1 protein-coding gene is annotated in these 482 nt (G+C 57.7%); it reads left to right on the plus strand.

What is annotated here, in order from left to right:
* The coding region (locus EN750_RS38535; protein ID WP_127399525.1) for an SDR family oxidoreductase at positions 1-342 on the plus strand (342 nt) is incomplete at its 5' end.
* Between the last annotated feature and the right edge of the window lie 140 nt (positions 343-482).

The following is a 482-nucleotide window of genomic DNA, read 5'->3' on the forward strand; positions in this document are numbered from 1 at the left end:
GTCAACATCGCCTCAATCGGCGGCAAGCATGGCGCGCCCGAACAGGCGCATTACTCCGCGTCCAAGGCGGCGGTGATGGGCTTTACCCGGGTTCTGGCGCAGGAAGTTGGTGTCGATGGCATCACGGCCAATTGCGTCTGCCCCGGCATCATCTTGACCGATATGGGCCGTGTCAATCTCGATGATCCGACCGTGCGCAAGGGCTGGCAGGACAAGACCGCGATGCGCCGGATCGGCGACCCAGAGGATGTTGTCGGCGCAGTTGCCTTTTTAGCATCCGACGATGCAGCCTTCATCACGGGTCAGACATTAAATGTCGATGGCGGCATCGTGCTGAGTTGAATTCAAGATGCTGAAAACGTGGAGGCATTCTCATCTCCTTCGGACCGTGTCAAAAGAATCCCATGAAACATCCGCGTGCAGCAAGGCGATTGCTGCCTTTGGTTGATAAAGGCCCGACACGAGGTCGAACGGAGCAGGAA

Source organism: Mesorhizobium sp. M7A.F.Ca.ET.027.03.2.1 (assembly GCF_003999175.1).
Taxonomy (GTDB): Bacteria; Pseudomonadota; Alphaproteobacteria; order Rhizobiales; family Rhizobiaceae; genus Mesorhizobium.